The sequence below is a fragment of the Xanthobacter autotrophicus genome, assembly GCF_030015065.1.
Lineage (GTDB): Bacteria > Pseudomonadota > Alphaproteobacteria > Rhizobiales > Xanthobacteraceae > Xanthobacter > Xanthobacter autotrophicus_D.
This window is the reverse complement of sequence record NZ_JAIVFN010000216.1, coordinates 1-3,051: the sequence shown is the minus strand read 5'-3', so window position 1 is coordinate 3,051 and position 3,051 is coordinate 1. Positions and strand designations below refer to the sequence as shown.

Annotated in this window: 3 protein-coding genes and 1 tRNA gene; 3 read left to right on the top strand and 1 reads right to left on the bottom strand. The window is 67.2% G+C overall.

The features are described from left to right. The first annotated feature begins 108 nt into the window (after positions 1 to 108). From K9U40_RS22410 to K9U40_RS22400, 3 genes are all read left to right on the top strand, one after another. Entirely contained in the window at positions 109 to 489 is a 381-nt protein-coding gene (locus tag K9U40_RS22410; RefSeq protein ID WP_282892313.1) for a hypothetical protein, read from the top strand. Between the two features lie 82 nt (positions 490 to 571). Continuing rightward, the gene (locus K9U40_RS22405; protein WP_282892312.1) at positions 572 to 982 is read left to right on the top strand and encodes a DUF4332 domain-containing protein; all 411 of its coding nucleotides are present in this window, start codon (positions 572 to 574) and stop codon (positions 980 to 982) included. Positions 983 to 1,257: 275 nt separating this feature from the next. Then, positions 1,258 to 1,333 (top strand) — tRNA-Thr (locus tag K9U40_RS22400). Between the two features lie 136 nt (positions 1,334 to 1,469). Here K9U40_RS22400 and K9U40_RS22395 read toward each other — a convergent pair. Continuing rightward, a complete protein-coding gene (locus K9U40_RS22395) occupies positions 1,470 to 2,810 on the bottom strand; it encodes an IS701 family transposase (RefSeq protein WP_282892311.1) in 1,341 nt (446 codons plus the stop codon). Positions 2,811 to 3,051: the final 241 nt, after the last annotated feature.

The window sequence follows — 3,051 nt, the reverse complement described above, 5'->3', positions numbered from 1 at the left end:
CCCCTGGCCCGTCCGCCCCCCGGGCCTTGCATGCGGGCGCCGGCGCCTGCAATGTGCCGGTGGTCTGGCCGGGCGATGCGGCGCAGGGAACAGGCCTTGGGGGCGTGCATGGACGATCTGGTCGCGCACCTTCGGGAGTGCCTCGACGTGGACGAGGGCACGGCGCGTGCGCTGGTGGTCATCGTCATCCAGTTTCTGGGCCGGGAAGCACCGGCAGAGGTGCTCGAGCCCCTGTTCGCGGTGCATCCCTGGGCCCAGGCCCTGGCCGTCGACGCCCCGGAAGCGGATATCACGGAGCCTTCCGAGCGCCATTTCGGCGGCATGGCGCGCCTGATGCACGTGGCCGACCGGATGATGGCCCATGGCATTACCATGCCCCAGGTCCAGCTCTGCGTTCACGAGATCGTCGGCTATGCCCGCACCACCGTAGGCGCCGAGCCGGTTGACCGGCTGGTGCGCGCCGTCCCCGGCCTCCGGCAGGTGGTTTGAGGGGCGGCGATTGACTTGACCGTGGGTTGTGGCGTGATCTGACCAGCCGGCGCGCAAGCCGGCCGCGAGAAGGGGGATACGCATGTCCTATCCGATCATCGACATCGAGGGCATCGGGGCGGTCTTCGCGGAAAAGCTGAAAAGCGCCGCCGGCATCACCACGACCGACGCGCTTCTGGAAAAGGCCAAGTCGCCCAAGGCCCGCAAGGAGCTCGCCGGTTCCACCGGGATCGACGAGAGCCGGCTCCTCAAATGGGCCAACATGGCCGACCTCATGCGCATCAAGGGCGTGGGCCAGGAATATTCCGAGCTTCTGGAAGCCGCCGGCGTGGACACCATCAAGGAGCTGAAGACGCGCGTCCCGGCCAACCTCGCCAAGGCCATGGCCGAGATAAACGCCACCAAGAAGCTGGTGCGAGCCCTGCCCACCGAGAGCATGGTGGAGAAATGGGTCGCCCAGGCCAAGGAGCTGCCGCCGATCCTTTCCTACTGACGGCCCCGGCGCGGCCGCGAACCGCAGTTGCGGCGCGCCGATTTGCCCTTCAAGGCCGCCGCCGGGGACATGCCCGGCGGGTGGCTCACGAACTGGGTGGGGGCGGCGGCAGACAAGCCCCGCCCACAAGCCGCGGGGGGCTCTCCATGCGGAGAAGCTGCGACGCGGGGTCGGCCTGCTTCAACCCGGACCCGGCCTGCCGCCGCCGCATTGCCGCCTCCCAGAGCGGGAGGGCCTTGAAAACCTCCCGCCCTGCCCGTAAAGAGTGCCTCCGTGCCGCGGTAGCTCAGCTGGTAGAGCAACGCATTCGTAATGCGTGGGTCGGGGGTTCGAATCCCTTCCGCGGCACCATAACAACTTGGAATTACAGCGAAACCTCCCGGTTCAGGCGGCCCAACCCCCGATGAACCCACGGCTTGGCCTTGAATGGGTGCCAGAACAAATAGGGATCGAGTTATGGCGAAGCGTGCTTGACGGTAGCCTAGCACTACTTTGGCGGAACTAGATTGGCGGTCTCCAGATGGCCCTTCGGCAGAGGGGGCATGTTTGTGCAGGTGATGCCGAGGAGAGTGCCCTGACGACGGCTCTGCGGACCTGAGGCAGGGTCGGTCTCGGCGGTCCCCGTCGCAGGCTTTTTTTCTCCGGTGGCCTGTTCCAGGCGCCGGTGCTGGAGGAAGGCATAGGCGATCATGGTCATCAGGGCATGGCGGTGGAGGCCGCGCCAGGAGCGGCCCTCGAAGTGGTCGAGGCCCAGTTCCTCCTTCATCTGCTGATGGGCCTGCTCGCAGACCCAGCGCGCCTTGATGGCGGCGGCGAGCTTTTTAAGGCCGGCTCCGGCCGGCAGGTTGGAGAGATAGTATTTGCGCTCGCCCGAAGACCACCACTCGCCCACTACCCAGGCCTCTTCCCCCGGCATGTGCTGCTGGACCTTGTCATGGATGCGCTGGGGCGGCCCGTCGGCGATGCGGACGCGGCAGGCGGCAAAGCGGGCGCTCAAGGGACCCCTGGTGCCGCGCCGCCAGGAGACCTTGCGCCATCGCGCCCCAGCCAGCACCGTCTCGGCGGAGGCGGAGAGCTGGTCGGGGATCTGGGTCTTACGGGGCCGGCCACGCCCGGCGACGGGGAAGACGAGCGCGACGTCGGCCGGGTAGACCTTCTGGTGCTTGGGGATGCCTACGGCCCAGGTGAGGCCGCGGGCACTCAGGCCCTGGCGGAACGATGCGGACAGGCCATAGCCGGCATCGGCCAGCACCAAGCCGAAGCGCACACCCTGCGCCATGACACGGTCGATCTCCGCAAGGGCGATCTCCGGCTTGGAGCGCGGGACCTGGAACGGCTCCGGCACGCCGGCGACGACCATGCGGGCCACATCATCGGTCCAGCTCTCCGGCAGGAACAGGCGCAATCCCAGGGCGACGGGCACCTCGTCCCGCGCCAGCGTCAGGGAAACCAATGTCTGGCAGTTGGCGCGCTTGCCGAGCATGGAGGCGTATTGCGGCGCCACCCCCACCGAGTGGCTGCCCTTCTTGGGCAGGCTGGTGTCGTCGATGACGAGGACGGCATCGGGCCCGCCCACGAGGCGGCCGGCGGTGCGGGCGAGCTCTGCCTCGAGCGGCGCCTCGTCCCACAGGCCGTCCGTGATGAAATGGTGGAAGCGGTCGTACCGTGTCGGATCGAGCCGCTCGGCCATGGGCTGCATGCTCTTGCGCTCGCCCGGGCCGATCAGGCCCGCCACATAGAGCGGGCACATCTGCCGCCGCTTCTTGTGCCCCAGCAGGGCGACAAACGGCTTCAGAAACGCCCCCAACGCCTCATCCCAAATCGTCATGGCCTGCGCTCCAATCGGAGCGCAAACCTCAACACCTCAACGTTATCAACCCGTTAATCCGCCAAAGTAGGGTTATACCAACGGCCATTGAGGGTGACTCTCAGGGGCTTTCGATTGAGAGCGATCGCTGATTCCATGGTGCGGGGAGGATTCGGGTCATGGCCTCAGCGGTGAAGCTTCGGACGGACTACTCGGCTTCGGATTTGCGGCGGTTGGCCGCTGCTTCGAAACACGCCAACCA